At 71.8% G+C, this 18,190-nt stretch carries 16 protein-coding genes; 5 read left to right on the forward strand and 11 right to left on the reverse strand.

The genetic code is table 11. The features are described 5' to 3' along the window. Positions 1–72: 72 nt before the first annotated feature. Entirely contained in the window at positions 73–621 is a 549-nt protein-coding gene (locus LK06_RS02970) for a SixA phosphatase family protein (protein WP_039654100.1), read from the reverse strand. Beyond that, complete coding sequence (locus LK06_RS02975; protein WP_043407661.1) at positions 618–1,511, reverse strand: cysteinyl-tRNA synthetase; 894 nt, start codon at positions 1,509–1,511, stop codon at positions 618–620. The genes LK06_RS02970 and LK06_RS02975 overlap by 4 nt, the downstream gene beginning before the upstream one ends. Positions 1,512–1,653: 142 nt before the next feature. On the opposite strand from LK06_RS02975, the gene LK06_RS02980 reads away from it, so the two are divergent. Next, entirely contained in the window at positions 1,654–2,061 is a 408-nt protein-coding gene (locus LK06_RS02980) for a CoA-binding protein (protein WP_039654101.1), read from the forward strand. A 203-nt stretch (positions 2,062–2,264) separates the two neighbouring features. Beyond that, positions 2,265–3,902, forward strand: coding sequence for an APC family permease (locus tag LK06_RS02985; RefSeq protein ID WP_043407635.1), 1,638 nt, complete (start codon positions 2,265–2,267; stop codon positions 3,900–3,902). A 93-nt stretch (positions 3,903–3,995) separates the two neighbouring features. On the opposite strand, the gene LK06_RS02990 is transcribed toward LK06_RS02985, so the two are convergent. Continuing rightward, a complete protein-coding gene (locus tag LK06_RS02990; protein WP_039654104.1) occupies positions 3,996–4,367 on the reverse strand; it encodes an ArsR/SmtB family transcription factor in 372 nt (123 codons plus the stop codon). Between the two features lie 78 nt (positions 4,368–4,445). Between LK06_RS02990 and LK06_RS02995 the strand changes: the two genes are divergently transcribed. Beyond that, entirely contained in the window at positions 4,446–5,579 is a 1,134-nt protein-coding gene (locus tag LK06_RS02995) for a cation diffusion facilitator family transporter (protein WP_043434552.1), read from the forward strand. 85 nt (positions 5,580–5,664) lie between these two features. On the opposite strand, the gene LK06_RS03000 is transcribed toward LK06_RS02995, so the two are convergent. After that, complete coding sequence (locus tag LK06_RS03000; protein WP_039654106.1) at positions 5,665–6,237, reverse strand: helix-turn-helix domain-containing protein; 573 nt, start codon at positions 6,235–6,237, stop codon at positions 5,665–5,667. Between the two features lie 348 nt (positions 6,238–6,585). After that, on the reverse strand, positions 6,586–7,350 hold the full coding sequence (locus LK06_RS03005; protein ID WP_039654108.1) for an acyltransferase: 765 nt from the start codon (positions 7,348–7,350) through the stop codon (positions 6,586–6,588). Positions 7,351–7,461: 111 nt separating this feature from the next. Here LK06_RS03005 and LK06_RS03010 point away from each other — a divergent pair, with 111 nt between their 5' ends. Then, positions 7,462–7,989 carry a gamma carbonic anhydrase family protein gene (locus tag LK06_RS03010; RefSeq protein ID WP_043434549.1) on the forward strand — a complete coding sequence of 176 codons (528 nt, stop codon included), beginning with the start codon at positions 7,462–7,464 and terminating at the stop codon, positions 7,987–7,989. A gap of 96 nt (positions 7,990–8,085) precedes the next feature. Here LK06_RS03010 and LK06_RS03015 read toward each other — a convergent pair whose 3' ends face one another. Then, on the reverse strand, positions 8,086–8,730 hold the full coding sequence (locus LK06_RS03015; RefSeq protein ID WP_039654110.1) for a DedA family protein: 645 nt from the start codon (positions 8,728–8,730) through the stop codon (positions 8,086–8,088). A 520-nt stretch (positions 8,731–9,250) separates the two neighbouring features. Between LK06_RS03015 and LK06_RS03020 the strand changes: the two genes are divergently transcribed. Continuing rightward, entirely contained in the window at positions 9,251–10,117 is an 867-nt protein-coding gene (locus LK06_RS03020) for a lysylphosphatidylglycerol synthase transmembrane domain-containing protein (RefSeq protein WP_308355499.1), read from the forward strand. Positions 10,118–10,189: 72 nt separating this feature from the next. On the opposite strand, the gene LK06_RS03025 is transcribed toward LK06_RS03020, so the two are convergent. The 5 genes from LK06_RS03025 to LK06_RS03045 are packed head-to-tail and all read right to left on the reverse strand — an operon-like array spanning position 10,190 to position 18,190. Beyond that, the gene (locus tag LK06_RS03025) at positions 10,190–11,275 is read right to left on the reverse strand and encodes a class I SAM-dependent methyltransferase (RefSeq protein ID WP_174673799.1); all 1,086 of its coding nucleotides are present in this window, start codon (positions 11,273–11,275) and stop codon (positions 10,190–10,192) included. Next, positions 11,272–12,453, reverse strand: a complete 1,182-nt coding sequence (locus LK06_RS03030; protein ID WP_039654113.1) for a glycosyltransferase — start codon at positions 12,451–12,453, stop codon at positions 11,272–11,274. The genes LK06_RS03025 and LK06_RS03030 overlap by 4 nt, the downstream gene beginning before the upstream one ends. Beyond that, on the reverse strand, positions 12,450–13,244 hold the full coding sequence (locus LK06_RS03035; RefSeq protein ID WP_078858986.1) for an alpha/beta fold hydrolase: 795 nt from the start codon (positions 13,242–13,244) through the stop codon (positions 12,450–12,452). The genes LK06_RS03030 and LK06_RS03035 overlap by 4 nt, the downstream gene beginning before the upstream one ends. A gap of 9 nt (positions 13,245–13,253) precedes the next feature. Beyond that, the gene (locus LK06_RS03040; RefSeq protein WP_039654115.1) at positions 13,254–13,574 is read right to left on the reverse strand and encodes an acyl carrier protein; all 321 of its coding nucleotides are present in this window, start codon (positions 13,572–13,574) and stop codon (positions 13,254–13,256) included. Further along, entirely contained in the window at positions 13,574–18,190 is a 4,617-nt protein-coding gene (locus LK06_RS03045) for a type I polyketide synthase (protein WP_071659171.1), read from the reverse strand. The genes LK06_RS03040 and LK06_RS03045 overlap by 1 nt, the downstream gene beginning before the upstream one ends.

Below are 18,190 nucleotides of genomic sequence, written 5' to 3' on the forward strand. Positions count from 1 at the left end.
TGCGAGCGCCGGACCGGCCTTGATCGCGGTGCCCGGCCGGGCCGGGCCGGGCACCTACCGCTCTCGTCCCGGTCAGCGCTGCGGCTTGCTCCCGCGCGGGACGATGAATGAGGTCAGCAGAGCAGCGCCCGGGGCCAGGGCCGACCAGCCGGTGCCGCGCCAGGCGAGTACGGCGATGGCGGACGTCGGGAACTTGGCACGCACCCGCTCCAGCGTGTCGTCCAGGCCGTCCCCGGCCAGTGACAGGACCAATTCCTCCAGCCCGGGATTGTGCCCGATCAGCAGCAGTGTCTCGACCTCGCGCGGAACCTCGCGCACCACCTCGAACAGGGCCGGTACGCCGGCCGCGTACAGCCGGCGGTCATAGCGCACCGGGGGCGGCGTACCCCACTGGGCGGAGGCCAGTTCCCAGGTGCGGCGGGCGCGTACTGCCGGGGAGCACAGGGCTAGGTCGGGCAGGCAGTCGGCCTCCGCGAGAGCGCGTCCGGCGGCGGGGGCGTCCCTGAGGCCGCGCCGTCCGAGTGGCCTGCGCTGGTCCCCGACGCCCTCGGGCCAGGCGGATTTGGCGTGCCGCAGCACGATCAGGCGGCGCAGCGGGCCGGCGCCCGCCCGCTCGATCATGCGAGGGTCCCAAGGTCACGGGCCAGGTCGAGGGCGAGCAGCCGGTCGGCGTAGGCGTACGTCTCGAAGCGGGCGCCGTCGGGCAGGTCCGGCGCGTTCTCGACGTCCCGGAGCACGTCCAGCACGGCGGGGAGGTCAAGGTCGTCCTCCCACGCGGCTCGCAGCCGGGTCCGCACCGCGTCAGGCACCGGGCGCGAGGGCCGCCGCGCCCATCCGGCCACGGCCCGCCGCCAGTGGGCCAGACGCCCTGCCGCGTCGGCCAGTACGGCGCCGTCCAGCCGCACGGGTTCACTGCGCGGAACGCGGAGGAGCGCCAGGCGCAGGGCGGCAGGGTCGGTGAGCAGGTCGGCCAGTGGGAGAGGAGGGTGATGGGGGCGATGGGGGCGATGGGGGCGATGGGAGTGAGGACCCGAGGAAGGCCCGGTCGGACCGGGCCATGGGGGCCGGGTGGCGTCCCCGCTGCCCGGCCCGGCACCGGCACCGGTGCCCCGACCGACCTCGGAGTCCGGCTGCTCGGGCTGCTGCCATTCCACCGGCGCTACCGCCACCACCGGCCCCGCTCCGGGCGGGTACGCACCGGGCTGCGCCACCACGTGGATCGCCTGGGCTTCTCCCAGCCCGGACGCGACGTCGCGACCGTCCTCGAAGGGGCGGATCGACAGGGTGGTGGCCGCCGTACGGAGTTCGGCCTGCCGGTTGGGGGCGGAGAGGATCGTCCAGACCGGGGTACCGCCCAGTTCCAGGGCACGGGCCAGCAGGTCGGCCGTGAGCAGCACGCGCAGGGCCGTCGGATCGAGGCCGGAGGCATGGGCCCCGATACGGGTCAGGCCGCGGCGCGCGGGCGCGGCGGCGGCGGACTCACCGGTTCGGGCGTCGTGGATGCGCAGCACGGGGTGAGCGTAGGCGGGCGGAGGACCGTACGCAGGCACCTTGCCCCGATTCCGGAGCCCGTGGCGGGGTACGGGAGCGGGAATCAACGTCCCAGGGCCTCCGTTGCCGGACGAGGACCCCCTACAGCCTAAGGAGGCGGCCGTGTACGGCGACGAAGCGACGATCCGCAGGATTCTGACCCACATGGGTGACACCTGGGCCGTGGTCGGCCTGTCCTCGAACACCGGCCGGGCCGCCTACGGGGTGGCACGTGTGCTCCAGCGGTTCGGCAAGCGGATCGTGCCGGTGCACCCGAAGGCGGAGACCGTGCACGGCGAACGCGGTTACCCGTCCCTCGCAGAGATCCCCTTCGGGGTGGACGTCGTCGACGTCTTCGTCAACAGCAGGCTGGCCGGTGCGGTCGCCGACGAGGCCGTGGCGAAGGGCGCCCAGGCGGTGTGGTTCCAGCTCGGTGTCGTCGACGAGGCCGCCTACGAACGGACCCGGGCCGCGGGTCTGGCGATGGTCATGGATCGGTGCCCGGCGATTGAAATTCCCCTCCTCGACTAGCCTGTCTCACTTTCTTCTCACAATTCACAGCTGAATATTGACATTCTCATCTAGGGTCTGACCTGCGCGAAGACGACACCCAAGACACGCATGATCTTGAGTCAAGTTTTCGGAAACTGTCTTTTGCTGGCTCGGAAAGCGTTCCTAGCCTGTGGCCTCCTTGCTCGTTAATTCTGTGTTTACGATCTGAGAGGCCACTTGACATGGTGAAAGTCGACCATGCCGTGCCACGAGCCGCGACGGATACCGGCGGTCTACGCCGGGACGTCGGGTTGATCGGTCTGATGTGGGCCTCCGTGGGCTCCATCATCGGCTCCGGATGGCTCTTCGGCGCCGAGAAGGCCGTAGTCGTGGCCGGACCCGCGGCGATCATCTCGTGGGTGATCGGCGCGGTGGCCATCGTGCTGCTGGCACTGGTGCACGCCGAACTCGGCGGCATGTTCCCGGTGGCGGGCGGCACCGCACGCTACCCGCACTACGCGTTCGGCGGTCTGGCCGGAATGTCGTTCGGCTGGTTCTCCTGGCTCCAGGCGGCGACGGTGGCGCCGATCGAGGTCGAGGCCATGATCGGCTACGCCAAACACTGGAAGTGGGCCGACGGCCTCCAGCACGCCGACGGTACGCTTTCGACCAGCGGTTTTACCATCGCGGTCGTTCTGATGGCGGTCTTCGTCGGTGTCAACTTCTTCGGCGTCCGCGCCCTGGCGCACACCAACAGCGCCGCCACGTGGTGGAAGATCGCCGTCCCGCTCGCAGCGATCTTCATCATCGCCATAGGCAACTTCCACCCCGCAAACTTCACCTCCGAGGGCTTCGCTCCGTTCGGCGCCAAGGGTGTGCTCGCCGCAATCAGCTCCAGCGGCATCATCTTCGCGCTGCTCGGCTTCGAGCAGGCCATCCAGTTGGCGGGCGAGAGCCGTGACCCGAAGCGGGACCTGCCCCGCGCCACGCTCGGCTCGGTCGCGATCGGCGCCGTGATCTACATCCTGCTGCAAGTCGTGTTCATCGTCGCGCTGCCGCACGCCTCGTTCGCGCAGGGCTGGGCCAAGCTGAACTTCCCCGGCATCAGCGGCCCCTGGGCCGGCCTCGCCACGGTCGTCGGGCTGGGTTGGTTGGGCTTCGTGCTGTACCTCGACGCGATCATCTCGCCCGGGGGCACCGGTCTGATCTACACCACCGCCACCTCACGCGTCTCCTACGGCCTGGCGAAGAACGGCTACGCGCCGAAGGTCTTCGCCAAGACGGACTCGCGCGGTGTGCCGTGGTTCGGCCTCATCCTCTCCTTCGTCACCGGTGTCATCTGCTTCCTGCCGTTTCCGAGTTGGCAGGAGCTGGTCGGGTTCATCACCTCGGCGAGCGTGCTGATGTACGCGGGAGCGCCGCTGGCGTACGGCGTGTTCGCCGATCGTCTGCCGCGCCACGAGCGTCCGTACCGGCTGCCGGGCGGCAAGCTCGTCTCCCCGCTGTCGTTCGTGGTCGCCAACCTCATCATCTACTGGTCCGGCTGGGACACCCTGTGGCGACTGGGCTTCGCCATCCTGCTCGGCTATGTGCTCCTGGGCTCCTACGCCTGGTACGCGATCCGCAAGAACCTCCCCGACGCGCCCCGGCTGGACTTCAAGGCCGCGCAGTGGCTGCCTGGTTACCTGGTGGGTATGGGTCTGCTCTCCTGGCAGGGCAGCTTCGGCGGCCAGGGCCGCATCCCGCTGTGGTGGGACATGCTGGTGGTGGGGGCCTTCTCGCTCGCCGTCTACTACTGGGCCCGTGCCACCGCCTCGAAGGCGGAGGCGATCGAGCGCAGCATCGAGGAGGTCGTGGTCAGCGACGCTCCGGCGCACTGACTCCCCTCTCCACGGTGTCCCGCCGGCCGGGCAACGGCCGGCGGGACACCGCCGTCATACGAGGTGTTCCAGGGCACGAGGGGCCGGCGAGGCTCAACTCCCCGCCCCGGCCGCGCCGCGGCGCTCGGCGATCCGGTGGTCGGCGACCTTGAACGCCTCGTCCACCAAACGGAGCAGGTGCCCGTCGGCCAGTGAGTAGATCACCCGGCGGCCCTCCTTCCGGGTCTTCACCAGACCCGCGAGCCGCAACCTGGCCAGGTGCTGGCTGACGGCCGGACGGGCGGCGCCGCAGACCGCGGTCAACGTGGTCACATCTGCCTCCCCCTCGGTCAGGGCATGCAGCAGGGCGAGACGGGTGCCGTCGCCGAGCAGGGCGAGGAGTTCGGCGGCGAGCACCAACTGTTCCTCGCCCGGACTGCGCGGGTGCGCATGATGCGCAGATGATAGGTGCATGCGTGCGCTCATACGCACATAATGGACTGCACGGGCGCTACGCGTCCACTCCCGCACACCGGATGGGGATCGACCCGGAAGGGGATCGACGTGAGCGACCGGCACCGACACGGAACACACGAGCATCCGCTGGGCGAAGACGGGCTCCCACACGCCCACGGACGCCGCGGGCACCGGCACCACGAACACACGCCCTCCTCCCCTGACCTGCGCCACCAACCCACCCGCCGTCCCGCCCGACGCCCGGTCCACCGGCTTCTCCACCTCCTTACACCGCACTCCCACGAGACCGCCGACACACTCGACCCGGCGCTGGAAGCATCGGCGCGCGGGATGCGCGCACTGTGGGTGTCGCTCGGGGTGCTCGGGATGACCGCGCTGGCGCAGGCGGGCGTGGTCGCCGTGTCCGGGTCGGTGGCGCTGCTCGGGGACACGGTGCACAACGCGGCCGACGCGCTGACCGCCGTACCCCTGGGCATCGCGTTCGTACTGGGCCGACGTGCTGCGAACCGCCGTTTCACCTACGGCTACGGCCGTGCCGAGGATCTCGCGGGGCTCGTGATCGTGCTGACCATCGCCGCGTCGGCCGTCTTCACCTCCTGGACGGCCATCGGTCGGCTGGTCGACCCACGCCCAGTCGCGCATCTGTCGGTGGTGGCGGCGGCTGCTCTGGTCGGCTTCGCGGGCAACGAGTGGGTGGCTCGGTACCGGATCCGGGTGGGACGGGAGATCGGCTCGGCCGCCCTCGTCGCCGACGGATTGCACGCCCGTACCGATGGATTCGCCTCGCTGGCCGTGCTGTTGGGCGCTGCGGGCGCGGCCCTGGGCTGGCAGTGGGCCGATCCGCTGGTCGGGCTGGCGATCACGGCCGCGATCATCCTGGTGCTGCGCGACGCGGCCCGCGAGGTGTTCCGGCGGGTGCTCGACGCCGTCGACCCGGCGCTGGTGGACCGGGCCGAGCGGGCGGTGCGGCAGGTACCCGGCGTGGGCGGGGTGGGCGAACTGCGCCTGCGCTGGATCGGGCACCGGCTGCGGGCCGAGCTCACGGTGGTGGTGGACGGCGAGGCAACACTGCGGCAGGCGCATGCGATCGCCGTCGAGGCCGAGCACGCACTGCTGCACGCCGTACCGAGACTGACGGCCGCCCTGGTGCACGCCGATCCGGCACCGGTTCCGGGCGAGACCGACCCACATGTGACGCTGGCACACCACCTGACGGCCTGACGTCCCCGACGCCAACACCGGGGGACACCGCCACAACACCGGGGGCGCAGGGCCAACAGCGGCGATCCGCCCGGGGCGGCGAGGCTCAGCGTGCCGGCGGCACCGAGATGGCCATCACCATCTCCAGCGGAACCTCACCGTCGTTGCCGTACACATGCGAAGTACCGGCCTCGAACGTGGCGCTTGCCCCCGTCGGGACGATGTGCCGTACGCCGTTCACCGTGAGGGTCAGCTCCCCGGCCGTGACATGGAGGAGTTCCACCGTGCCCGCCGGATGCGGGTCGGAGGGGCTGTGCTCGCCCGGCATCAGCCGCCAGTCCCACATCTCCAGCGGGCCGGGGGCCTCCGTGCCCGCCAGGAGCCGGTTGTAGCTCCCGGCCTCGGTGTGCCACAGCCGTACGGCCTGTTCGGCGGGGACGACACGGACCACGGGGCTCTGCTCGTAGTCGAGCAGCGTGGTGACGCTGATGCCGAGGGCGTCACCGATCTTGACGACCGTGCCGAGGCTGGGGTTCGTCCGGGACTGCTCGATCTGGATGAGCATGCCGCGGCTGACTCCCGCGCGGGCGGCCAGCACGTCCAGGGTGAAGCCGCGCTCGGTGCGCCAGCGCTTGACGTTGCGCGCCAGAGTCCGGGTGAGCAGATCGAGGTCCGACACATCACGCCCATCGAGGAGACAGCCCAGGGTTCCGGGCGTTCAATTTGCAGGTTCGGGACGTCCAATATATGGGGCCGATCGGCTTCGGCGAGGGGCCGGCGACGGCGTCCGCACCGACCAGGGGCCTTCGCCGTGATCGGGACAGCCTCACCGAGTGTCACTGGTCCGCCCCGCACATGGCCCGCGGAGCTCCGACGTCGTAGTGGCAGGGTCACGCTCGCCGTCCCGGTCGGTTGCGATGGCAGCACGCCCCCGGTCCCCGGTGCATACGGCCGTCGCCGGTTCCACCGAGCGGGCTGCCCGGCCCCGGGCCGGCCGAGTCAGCGCCCGGGCCCCGGACCAGCGGTCTCAGTTGCCGGGCTCCACTTCGGCGAGCCGGGCGACCCCGTCCTCGCCCAGGGCCGCCAGCGCCCTCAACTGCTCCGGGGTCGTCCCGTCCGGGATCGGTACCGGGGCCGGCGTCCGCAGCGGCGGCTGCCAGCCTTCATCGGCAGTCCAGCGCCGCACCACCCGAGCCGGTGCGCCGGCCACCACGACGTGGTCGGGCACCACGCCGCGTACCACCGCTCCGGCCGCCACGACGACGTTCCGGCCGATCCGCGCGCCCGGCAGGATCACCGCGCCGGTGCCGATCCAGCAGCCAGGACCGATCTCGACCGGCTCCATCCGCGGCCACTGCCTGCCGATGGGCTGGTGCGGATCGTCATAGGAGTGGTTGGTGGAGGTGACGTAGACGTACGGACCGAAGTAGCAGTCATGGCCGATGGTCACCGTGGTGTCCGCGATCACGTGGCTACCCCGACCGAGGACCACACCGTCACCGATGCGCAGGATCGGGTCCGGCCCGAGATCCAGGTCCGGCATCAGACCGGCGGTGAGGGTGACCTGCTCACCGACGATGCAGTGGGAGCCGAGGCGGATCCAGGGTTCGCCGAACACCGTGCCGAGCGGGAAGGCCAGCCTGGTACCTGTTCCCATCGCTCCGAAGCGCAGGCCGGCTGGGTGCTCGGCCGTGACGGAGCCCGTGCGCTGGACCCAGGCCCAGGCCTTGTGGACGGCACGCTGGGCGAGGCCCCGTCTCCAGGACGAGAACGTGTTCTTACGCTTCGGCACGGGCCTTACGGTACTCAGCGGTGGGCACGGCCCGCAGACCCCTCCGCTGTGATCTTCACCCCACACGGTGGCGTACGGTGCGGGGGTAGGACGGACGCCGGGAGAACGGTGATGATGGTGCAGGCACTGATCATGGGCATGGGCGGCAAAGAGCCCCAAGTGGACCCCGAGGCGTTCGTCGCGCCCACGGCCTCGGTGATCGGTGATGTGACCTTGCGGGCGGGGGCGAGTGTCTGGTACGGAGCGGTCGTGCGCGGTGACGTCGAACGGATCACCGTGGGGGCCAGTGCGAATGTCCAGGACAACGTCACTCTGCACGCTGACCCGGGGTTCCCGGTCAGTGTCGGGGAGCGGGTGTCCATCGGCCACAACGCCGTCGTGCACGGGGCGACCGTGGAGGACGACTGTCTGATCGGAATGGGCGCAACGGTGCTGAACGGGGCCGTGATCGGGGCTGGTTCGCTGGTTGCGGCACAGGCACTGGTGCCGCAGGGGATGGTCGTCCCGCCCGGGTCGCTGGTGGCCGGGGTGCCGGCGAAGGTGAAGCGGGAGCTGACCGAGGAGGAACGTCAAGGCGTCACCCTCAACGGCACGTTGTACGCGGAGCTGGGCGAGGCGCACAAGGACGTTCACCGGTAGGACCTCGGGGGGAGCCAGTCAGCTGCGGACGGGCTCGCCGGCGGCGAGGGGCCGCGTGCCGTCACGGCTCCGCCGGAACGGCACAGCCCGGCCGCCTCAGTCGCCGGTCCCGGCAGGCTCCGCCTCTCTCTGTCCGGTCTGGGCCTTCCTAGTCTTGCGCTTCAGGATGAGCACCGATGTCAGGCCGATCAGCAACGCCACCACCAGGCCGAGGTACGAGAAGCGCTTCAGCCAGTCCTCGGCGACGATGCCGACGTAGTAGACGACCGCCGTCGTACCGCCCGCCCAGCAGATGCCCCCGAGCACGTTGGCGATCAGGAACTTCCAGTACGGCATGTGCAGTACGCCTGCGAGCGGTCCGGCGAAGATGCGCAGGAGGGCGACGAAGCGGCCGAAGAAGACGGCCCACATGCCCCACTTCTCGAAGGACCGCTCGGCGGTGGCCACATGGCCCTCGCTGAAGTGCTTGGGGAATTTCCGGCCGAGCCAGGCCAGCAGCGGGCGCCCGCCCTTGCGGCCGATCGCGTAGCCGATGGAGTCACCGATCACCGCGCCGGCGGTGGCACACGCGCCCAGGACGACCGGGTTGATGCCCGTGTGGTGGGAGGACATCAGCGCCGCCGAGACCAGGATGATCTCGCCGGGGAGCGGGATGCCCAGGCTCTCCAGGCCGATCACCAGACCCACCACGGCGTAGACGGCCACCGCGGGCACCGAGTCGAGCCATTCCTGGACGTGCACCGCCGGGTCCTCCCCTGTCGCTCTTCTTTCCTTCAGGGCCTCGCATGCGACGTGCCCCCAGTGGGAAGGCTACCTGGTCGGTGGTGAGCAGCGGCTCGCCCGCACCCGGGCGACAGCACCATCCCGACCTCGCGCCTTAGGCTTTCCGACACCCCGGTGTCACGAGGGTGGGGAAGGCTTCCCGCGGTTTCGCCCGGCCCGCCTCCCCAGGGCCCCGTCCCGGGGTCCGCTGCGGAAGGACGACGTACCCGTGTACTCGCTGTCCCCGTCCTCCCACCTGTCCCCGTCCCGCTCATCAGCTCCACACCCCTCCACCTCCACCTCCCCCTCCACCACGCCCACACCCGCGCCTTCCAGGTTCCGGTCCGTCGGGGACCCCGGCCCCGAGCCTTCCGCGGTCCGCAGGGCTCTCCCCGGTCCCGCTGCCGGCCCCCCGGCCCGCCCTGCGTCCCTGGTGTCCGCCCGGTCGGTCCGCCTGGCGCTGTGCGTGGTTCCCGTGCTGCTCGCCGGGTGCTGGGCGGTGACCAACCGACCCGTGCTGGTCGAGGGGATCCGGCGGCTGGTCGCGGCCGACCCCGGGTGGCTCCTGGCCGGTGCGGGTCTCACCTGTCTCAGCTGGGTCGCGGCCTCGTGCGTCCGGCAGGGCGCGCTGCCGGACCGGCTGCCGCCCGGGCTGCTGCTGGCCTCGCAGTTCGCCGCCGGTGCTGCCAACCACGCGCTGCCCGGCGGGCTGGGTGCCCATGCCGTGACGCTGCGCTTCCTCCGGGGGCAGGGGGTGCCGCTGAACCGGGCCAGCGCGTCCATCGGGCTGTACTCACTGGTGCGGTCCGGCGCGAAGGCGCTGGTGCTGCTGGCGTTCTTGGCTGCATCGCCGGCCTGGCGGCGCCTCGGCGCTCTGGTTCCGGACGAGCGGCTGCTGGTGCCGATGGCTGCCGGGACCGGTGCGGTCGTCGCGGTCGTGGGGGCGGTGATGGTGTTCGTGCGGCCGGTGCGGCGGCCGGTGACCGGGCTGGTGCGGTCCGCCCTGGCCGACGTACGCCTGGTGCACTCGCGGCCCGGCCGGGTGATCGCCCTGTGGGGCGGGGCCGTCTCGATGCCGTTGGTGCAGGCGGGCACCCTCGCCTGTGTCGGGGCCTCGCTCGGACTGGGGCTGCCCTGGGAACAGGTGGTGCTCGCTCATCTGGCGGCGGGTACGGCCGGCGGGGCGCTACCGGCACCGGGCGGACTCGCGGTCGACGCGGCACTGGTGTGGACCTTCGTCACGTTCGGGGCCGCGCCCGCGGTGGCCACGGCGACGGTGATCGGATACCGGGTGCTGACCGACTGGCTGCCGTTGCTGCCGGGCGCCCTCGTGCTGTCGGCGCTGATGCGTGCCGAGGTGCTGTGAGGACCGGTCCTCCCGGACGGGTGCCGGCGCTCCCTTCCGGCGCCCCTGGCGGTCCGCCCCCTCGCCTGTCGGTCAGTCACGGCGGGCCACCAGGCGGTAGGCGTTGGACAGGCGGAGGCGGTGGGACAGCGGCCTGACGGCGATCCGGTCGAGCAGGGTCGCCGTGACGAGGGCTGGGATTCCCGCAAGGAGGAGCACGGTGCGCAGCACGCGCCGGAAGGCGCCCGGCGGCTCGGCGAGCCAGGGGGCGTCCTCCCGTGGGGCGGTGTGGTCGAGGAACAGCCAGACGGCGGCGAGCAGGTCGACCGGGTCGTGCGGTGCGGCGTGCTGCTCGGCGATCACCGTGAACCCGAGTTCGGTGAGCCTGCGGCGCAGATTGGCCACGGGCATGAAGTGCAGGTGCTGCGGCTGAAGCCAGGGCAGCCACCAACGGCCGAGGAGGCGGGCGTACCGGCTTTCCGGGTCCGGAACCTCGATGAGGAGGTGGCCGCCGGGGCGTACGGTCGCGTGGGCTGCGCGCAGTTCACGGTCGGGATCGGTGCTGTGCTCCAGGTAGTGGAACATGCTCACTACGTCATATCGGGCGGTGAGTTCGGGGGCGAGGTCGGGGAAGGCACCTCGATAGGCGTGGTCCACGCGTCCTTCCCGGGCGGCGAGTTCGACGCCGTCGGTGAAGTCGAGACCGTCGAAGACCGTGCCGGGCAGAACGGCGCGGGCGGTGCCGCAGAAGTGGCCGTGACCGGTGCCGACGTCCAGCCAGGTCCTTGGGGCGGGGGCGTACGGCAGCATCGTCTCAGCACGCGCCCGGTACATCGCCGTGCGTCCGCCGAAGGCGCCGCTCATTCGCCGTTCACCCAGGCCGTCGTAGAAGTCCCGGTAGTAGAACTCCAGTCCTTCTGTGGTGAGTTGCGGATTCTGGAAGACGTGTCCGCAGTCGGCGCAGCGGTCGAGGACGAAGCGGCCGGGTTTGTGCTGGAGCAGATCGGTGGTGCGCAGACGGATGGTCAGGCGGGCGGAGGAACACCAGGGGCAGACGGTGCGCCGGGACGCGAAGAAACGGTCCGTACCGGTGGCCAGTTCGGACCGGTACGCCGGACGCAGGGCGGCGATCCGGTCGGCCTGCGCTCCGCGGTCGGTCCCGTCACTGCGCGCGGTCACCGGTTCTCCGCCGCGAGTCGTTCGAGGTGTGCCGCCGCTGCCCCGGTGCCGCCCGCCGCACGGAACGCGGTGCGGACCCGGGTGGCGGCGGCCCGGTGGGCGGAGCCGAACAGGACGGTGTCGAGCGCCTCGCCCAGCCGGACGGCGGTGACCCGCCCGAACCTGACCCGCACCCCCGCCCCGGAGTCCACGACCTGGCCGGCCACAACCGGCTGGTCGTCCCGAATGGGCGCGACGACCAGCGGAACACCGTGCCACAAGGCCTCGCACACGGTGTTGTGTCCCGCATGGCAGACGACGGCGTCCATCCGTTCCAGGAGCGGGAGTTGGGGCACGGTGGGCAGGACCAGGATGTCCTGGTCACCCGTCGTGAGGGGAAGCGCACCACCCGGGTCGGTGACCACCGCCTGAAGTCGGTCGGTGCGCTCCCGCAACGCGGTCAGGCTCTCCGCGAGAAAGCGGTCCCCCGCGTCGACGTTGGCCGTGCCCAGGGTCACCAGGACCTTGGCCCGGCCGTGGTCGAGCCACGCCCAGGGGAAGCCGGGCTGGTCCGGGCGGCCGGTGAGCGAGGGGCCGACGTACCGGATGTGCGGGGCCGACGGTGCCTGCGGGCCGATGAGTTCCGGAGTGCTGAACACCAGCAGGAGATGGGGTGAGAAGCGTGGGTCGGCAGTGGCGTTCGGGTCGCCGAGCCGGGCGCGCAGCACCCCCAGGTGCTGCCACAGCCAGTCGGCGACCTTGGGGAGGCCGTCGTATGCACCGGTGAACTCCGCCGAGGTGGTGGCTGAGGTGGCCCAGGGCAGCCGGAGGCGTTCGGCCACCAGGGCTCCCGCGAAGGCCTGCTGGTCGGCGACCACCACGTCGGGGCGGAACGTCCCGACGGCCGCACGGACACCGGGGGCCATCGCCTCGGCCAGCGGCAGCAGGTACCACTCCCACAGGAACTTCAGTGCCTCCGCGCCGCGCAGGCCCGGCGGTCGTACGGCGCCCCCGGTCCCCGGCACCGGACCCGCGCACCCGAACACCTGGGCCTCTGCCCCGGCGAGTCGCCGCACCAACGCCGGGTCGGCGCACGCCCATGCCACCCGGTGCCCGCGCGCCGTCAGCCGGGCGGCGACGCCGACGACGGGGTTGATGTGGCCGGTCAGTGGCGGGACGACGACGAGGAAGGCACTCATCGGGCGATCGCCCCCGGACGGATCAGGTCCAGGATGTGCTCACCGACGGTGCGGGGCGCCTCCACCAGAACCGAGTGCTCGTGCCCGGGCAGCACCACGGCCCGGAATCCGGGCAGCAGTCTGTGCTGCAGCGGTACCAGGTCCACCAGGTCGGAGTCCCCGCCGTACACGCCGAGGACCGGGCAGCGTACGGCCCTGATCTCGTCCTCGGCCAGCACCCGGCTCGCAGGGATGTCCCGGTCGAGGGTCGTCTCGCGGGCGAGTCGTGCCGCGCCCTTGGCGAGGCGGGCCGTGTTGCGGCCGCGGTGGGTGGTGATCCAATCGATGACCTCGGGTTCGTGGTGGGTGAGTTCGGCCGTCACCCGGTGCAGGATCCGGCCCAGTTTGGCCGCCCAGGCCGGGGTCGCGGGCTCGGACTCGATCAGTGTCAGGCCGGCCGTGCGTTCGGGGTGACGGGCCGCATAGCCAAAGGCGACGGTTCCGCCGTAGGAGTTGCCGACGAGGTGGACGGGGCCGGCGACGGCCAGCCGGTCGAGGAGTACCTCCAGATCGTCGATGTTGTGGTCCAGGGAGTAGCCCTCCGGCGGGCGCTCGCTGCGGCCGTGCCCGCGCAGGTCGTACATGATCACATCGAGTCCAGCCGCCGCGAGGGCCGGGGCGACGGTGAAGTAGTAGCTGGCCAGACTGTCGGTGAGTAACCCGTGTACCAGGACGACCGTCTCGTGCGGGGCGCCTCCGTCGGCGGGGGCCAGGCGCTGGACGTGCAGCCGGATGCCGCCGGCGTCGACCATGGCCACGGCTCAGCCCGCCTGTGCCGTCTTCAGGCTCCACACCACGTACTCCACGAGCCGGGCGACGGTCAACTCGATGATCTCGTCGAACTCCATGCCCGCCAGGAACTCGGCGAGGTTGACCTGCTTTCCGTACCGCTCCTCCAGCAGGCCGGCCAAGGTGACCAGGTCGATGCTCTCCAGTTCCAGGTCGCGGTTGAAGGAGGTGGACATGCCGATCACCACGTCGTCATCGCCGTACTCCGCCAGCACCGTGCGGAGCATGCCGGTGACCTCGGCGAGCACGGTGTGGGCGGTGGGCTGGGCCGGGGCCGGCTGGGTGGGGTTCATCAGGGGTACTCCTCGGCTGCTTCGTCGTGTGGTGCGTCGTCTGCTCCGGGCCCGGTCGTCCAGGCGACCACGTAGTCTCGCTCCGGCAGGGTGGGAGGGTTGACCACCGACGCGCAGTGCACCTGGTAGGCGCGTTCCAGGCGGCCGGAGACCACCAGCCGGCTGCCGTCCGGGGCGGCCTCCAGCACGGCGAAGTCCCGGGGGCGCCCGCTGAATCCGACGCCCTCGGCTTTGGCCACCGCCTCCTTGGCGGCCCAGAACCGGGTGAACCACCGTGCTTGTGCGTCGGAGTCGTGCGCCAACCGGGTGTACAGGAGCCGTAGTTCCTGCGTTCCGAGGACCGAGGCCTGGGTCGTCGGGTCGTGTGCGGCCACTTCCTCGATGTCGATGCCGGGCCCGGGCTGCGGGGTGTGCGACCGTACGATGGCTACGCCCGCCTCGGCCCGGTGGGCGAGGGAGACATCAAGGTCGGGCAGGGCGCGGCCGTGTACTCCGGTGACGTACGGGCGGCCCAGCCGGTCGTTGCGGACCCGGATCTCGGCCGGGTAGACGGGTCCTTCACCGTGCTGCCAGAGCCACTGCCGCACTGCGTCCTTGACCGCGATCCGGCCGAGTAGCCACTGCCGGCGCCCGCGCGGCGGGCGTTCGGCGTATTGGCCACGTTCGGCGCCACCGAGCGAGTTGCGCATGATCAGTTCGCGCGAGGCCAGGTCGGGCCACCGCTCGTGCACCAGCACCCAGCCGCCGGGGCGGGCCGCGGAGAGGGTGTGGCGTGCGGGAAACCGTTCGACGGGCCGGGTCGTCGGGTCGTTGTCGAAACGGCGGTCCTGCCAGCCGCCGATCACGGCCCACACCCGGCCGCCGACGGTCAGCTCCGCGTCCGCCTCCAGAACGGCGTCCGTGAGGGAGGTGACCCGGACCAGACAGCGGACCTCGGTGCCGGGGGCCGGATGCGGGCCGTGGAACCGCATGTGCCGCATCTGCACGGGGAAGACGACGGTGCGTTCGGTGTGGGTCGCCATGATCCAGTAGCCGAGGAGTTGACCCACGTTGTCCAGGAGGGCGCCGGGCGCGGCGGGCGTGGTGATCACTCCGCGGATGTGCCGCTCACCGATCGCCGTGAGCCGGGTGAGTCCCTGGAATCCCGGGCCGTGGAACATCCAGCGGTCACGGTAGAGCTGGGCCGCGGTGTGGTCCGGGTGGCGTTCGGGGGTGTCCGGGGGAGAACTGGGGTCGGGTGGTTCCGGGTGGTGCGGGGCGAGTTCGACGACGGCGCGGGCGGTGGGGCCGAAGGTGACGGCGAGGCGTTGGGCGGGCAGGGCGGCGGAGGTGACGGACGCGACGGGGATGCGGTGCGGGGAGTCCGGGGCAGCGGTGACGGTGACCGGCACGTCCACGGCAGGGGCGGCGGTGAGCCAGCGGTCGAAGCGGGCCTCGTGCACGGCGACCGCCCGCAGTCCGGGGGCCGCCTGCTCCGCCGCGTCCATCATGTGCTGCACGATCGTGGTGGCCGGCACCACCGGCCACCGGTCCTCCAGATCCGGCCATCCGGGACGCTGTGGGAAGAAGCAGTGGTCCAGGAGGTGCGGCATGGTGCGCGGGGACACGTGCACGATGTCGGTGACCGGGGCAATCCCGGTGGACCCGGGCGGGTCGGCGGTGGGCGCGCGGCGGCGGCCCGCAGTGATCAACTCCGCCGCGGCATCCGCGGTCTCCCGCAGCAGGGCCGAAAGCTCGGCGGCGGCCGGGACGTGCACAGCGAGGTCCGTCAGACGGCTCGGTTCACCCCGGAGACGCGTTCCGGACCCCAGCTCCGCGCGCAGGGCGTCGAGGACTGGTCCGTCCAGCGACACCAGCGAGCCGCCGAGGACGAGGCGGACGGGCCGTCGGCGGAGCGCTGCCCCGGCTGCCCCCACTGCTGCGGCACTCCGCGGCACCGCCGGTGCCACCGCCGCTCCTGCCGTCCACAAAGCCGTTGCTGCGCGGCGGAGTTGGGCCATGCCGTCGCGGTGGGGCGAGTTGCCGGCGACGGCCAGGTGATCGCGGCCGTCAAGGCAGTCGCCGATCAGGGAGGTGAGCCGGCCCGGACCCATCTGGACGAAGACCCGGTGCCCGTCGGCGTACAGGGCCTCGGTGAGTTCACGGAAGCGGACGGGCTCCAGCAGATGACGTACGAACAGTTCACGCACCGACGCCTCGGCTTGCGGGAAGGGCGCCGCGGTCGTACCCGACCACACCGGCACGGTCGGCCGGTGCAGCCGGAAGCGGTCGGCGGCGGCCTTGATGGGGGCGAGGTACGGTTCGAGCATCGGCGTGTGGAAGCCGGACCGGAAGGGCAGCACCTGGCAGAGCACACCCTGGGACTGGAAGGACCGCACGAACTCCCGCACCGCCGCATCCGGTCCGCAGACCATGGCCTGGCGGGGCGCGTTGTCGTGCGAGAGCACGATGCCGGAGTCCGCCCAGGCGCCGGCGAGCGCGGCACGAACGTGGGCGGCGGAGGTACCTACGGCGGCGAAGACCAGACCCGGAACGGTCACCGAGTCAGGGTCGAACCCGGCCATGAACAGGTCCACTTGCGCGGCCGAGTAGAGCCCGGCTGCGGCCATCGCCGTCCACTCACCGACACTGTGCCCGGCGACCGCGTCCGGTTCGACGCCCATGCGACGCAGCGCCCGGTCCAGCAACCGACCCACGCCGACGACGCCGAACCCGTGTCGCGCGACGTCATCGACCTGGACGTCCCCGTCGACACCGGATGCCCGGGGTAGGCCGAAGTGGTCGGCGATGTCGTCGGTGCGGGGCGTGAACTCGCCCTCCAGCCCCGGGAAGACGAAGACCAGCCTGCCGTCTGCACGGCCGAGCAGTGGATCCGGCCGGAACCAGACGTCGTTGCGGCCCGACCAGGCCCGGCCCTTGGTGACTGCGCGACGGGCCAGGGCGAGCCGCTTGCCGGTCGGGGCCACGACACCGAGCCGGACGGGACCGGCATCGGGGTGGGCCCGGGTGGGGTCGAGACCGGCGGCGAGGATGGTGGCGTCGTCGGCGTCGAGGAGAGCGGCGAGTTCGTCCGGACGATCGACTGCGAACAGGACGATGTGCTCGGGCTCGGTGACGCTCTCCAGAACGGGAGCGGGAGCGGACACGGAAGCGCGCGCGGGAACTGGTGCCCGAGCAAGAACGGGGCGGGCGTGCGACGACTCCTCCAGTACCACGTGGGCGTTGATCCCCCCGAACCCGAAGGCGTTCACGGCGGCCCGGCGGACCGGGCGGCCCTCGTGGGTCTCCCATGGCCGGGCCCGTTCCAGGGTGCGGAAGCGGGTACCGGCGAGCGCGGGGTGGGGGACGTCGCAGTGGAGGGTGGGCAGGAGGGTGCGGTGGTACAGGGCGAGGGCCGCCTTGACCAGGCCCGCCACCCCGGCGGCCGGCATGGTGTGGCCAATCATCGACTTCACCGAACCGAGCACCGGACGGTCTTCATTGCCGTATCCCTTGCCCGGCCCGAACACCTCAGTGAGCGTGGCGAGTTCGGCAGCGTCGCCGGCGGGGGTGGCCGTTCCGTGGGCCTCCAGCAGGCCGATCGAGTCCGGCGCGGTGGGGTCGAGCCCAGCTGCCCGCCAGGCCTGGCGCACAGCCCGCGCCTGACCGCCCGGGTCGGGAGCGGCCAGTCCCGCGGTGCGGCCGTCGCCGGCCACGCCCGTACCGCGGATCACCGCGTACACGCGATCGCCGTCGCGTTCGGCGTCCGCGAGCCGTTTCAGTACCACGACGCCAGTGCCCTCTCCGATGAGGAGACCGTCGGCGTCACGGTGGAACGGTCGGATGCGCTGGCTCGGTGACAGGGCGCGCAGTTGCGAGAAGACGCTCCACAGGGTGATGTCGTGACAGTGGTGCACGCCGCCGGCCAGCATCACGTCGCAGCGCCCGATCGCGAGTTCGGTGACCGCCTGGTCGACAGCGATCAGTGAGGAGGCGCAGGCCGCGTCCAGGGTGTAGGCGGGGCCGCGCAGGTCGAGCCGGTTGGCGATGCGGGACGCGGCGAGATTGGGCACCAGCCCGATGGCGGCGTCCGGGCTCACCGGGCCGAGCCGTTCGGCGAACGCCAGCCGCACACGGTCCAGTTGGGCGGCAGACAACTCTGGCAGCAGTTGACCGAGTGTGCGTACCAGTTGCCCGGCCGTCCGCACGCGCTGGTCGAGCCGGACCAGGCCGGGTGTCAGGTAGCCACCTCGTCCCAGGGCCACACCGACCCGGTTGCGTTCCGGCAGCCGCTCCTCGCCGCCCGCGTCGGCGAGCGCAGCGGCGGCCACGTCCAACGCGATCAGCTGGTCGGGCTCGGTGCCTGGCACGGCGGCGGGCATGATGCCGTAGCGGGTGGCCTCGATCTCGGCCAGGCCGTCCACGAACCCGCCGCGCCGGCAGTACACCCGGTCGGGGGCGGCAGGGCCGACGGCCGATCCGGGATCGTAGTAGCCGGGGTCCCAGCGGTCCGCGGGAACCTCGGAAACCGCATCGACGCCGTTGCGCAGATTGCGCCAGTAGGCGTCGAGGCCGGGGGCGCCGGGCAGCAGCACCGCCATTCCGACGATCGCGACTGAAATATGACGTTCCGTCAT

The sequence above is a fragment of the Streptomyces pluripotens genome (genome assembly GCF_000802245.2).
Classification (GTDB): domain Bacteria; phylum Actinomycetota; class Actinomycetes; order Streptomycetales; family Streptomycetaceae; genus Streptomyces; species Streptomyces pluripotens.

Excerpts from the sequence above, each read along its gene's own strand:
- LK06_RS03045 (WP_071659171.1), bottom strand. The coding sequence starts at position 18,190 with ATGACGGAACGTCATATTTCAGTCGCGATCGTCGGAATGGCGGTGCTG.
- LK06_RS03010 (WP_043434549.1), top strand. The coding sequence starts at position 7,462 with ATGATGGTGCAGGCACTGATCATGGGCATGGGCGGCAAAGAGCCCCAA.
- LK06_RS03030 (WP_039654113.1), bottom strand. The coding sequence starts at position 12,453 with ATGAGTGCCTTCCTCGTCGTCGTCCCGCCACTGACCGGCCACATCAAC.
- LK06_RS02985 (WP_043407635.1), top strand. The coding sequence starts at position 2,265 with ATGGTGAAAGTCGACCATGCCGTGCCACGAGCCGCGACGGATACCGGC.
- LK06_RS03035 (WP_078858986.1), bottom strand. The coding sequence starts at position 13,244 with ATGGTCGACGCCGGCGGCATCCGGCTGCACGTCCAGCGCCTGGCCCCC.
- LK06_RS03040 (WP_039654115.1), bottom strand. The coding sequence starts at position 13,574 with ATGAACCCCACCCAGCCGGCCCCGGCCCAGCCCACCGCCCACACCGTG.
- LK06_RS02990 (WP_039654104.1), bottom strand. The coding sequence starts at position 4,367 with ATGAGCGCACGCATGCACCTATCATCTGCGCATCATGCGCACCCGCGC.
- LK06_RS02970 (WP_039654100.1), bottom strand. The coding sequence starts at position 621 with ATGATCGAGCGGGCGGGCGCCGGCCCGCTGCGCCGCCTGATCGTGCTG.